The sequence below is a fragment of the Tetzosporium hominis genome, assembly GCF_002265435.1.
GTDB classification, from domain to species: Bacteria; Bacillota; Bacilli; order Bacillales_A; family Planococcaceae; genus Chryseomicrobium; species Chryseomicrobium hominis.
Genome location: NZ_NOKQ01000105.1, coordinates 1 through 251, shown reverse-complemented (window position 1 = coordinate 251; position 251 = coordinate 1). Strand labels below are relative to the sequence as shown.

Genomic DNA, 251 nt, shown 5'->3' with positions numbered 1-251 from the left:
CGCCCTGATTCGATGATCGTTCTGACGGTAAATCCAGAGACGAAAACATCGACAATGGTAAGTATACCGCGTGATACCAGGGTATTTATGCGATCAAAGAATACCAATATTAAAATGAACTCAGCATATACTTATGAGGGAATTGAAGGTACCGTTCAAACCGTCGAACATTTTTTAAACATTCCAATCAATTATTATATCAAAGTAAATATGGAAGGTTTTAAAGATATTGTAGATGCCATTGGCGGAAT

At 36.3% G+C, this 251-nt stretch carries 1 protein-coding gene; it reads left to right on the top strand.

Translation table 11 applies throughout. The features are described from left to right. Positions 1-251 (top strand): LCP family protein (locus tag CF394_RS00385; RefSeq protein WP_207761663.1); only part of this gene is annotated, 251 nt, incomplete at both ends.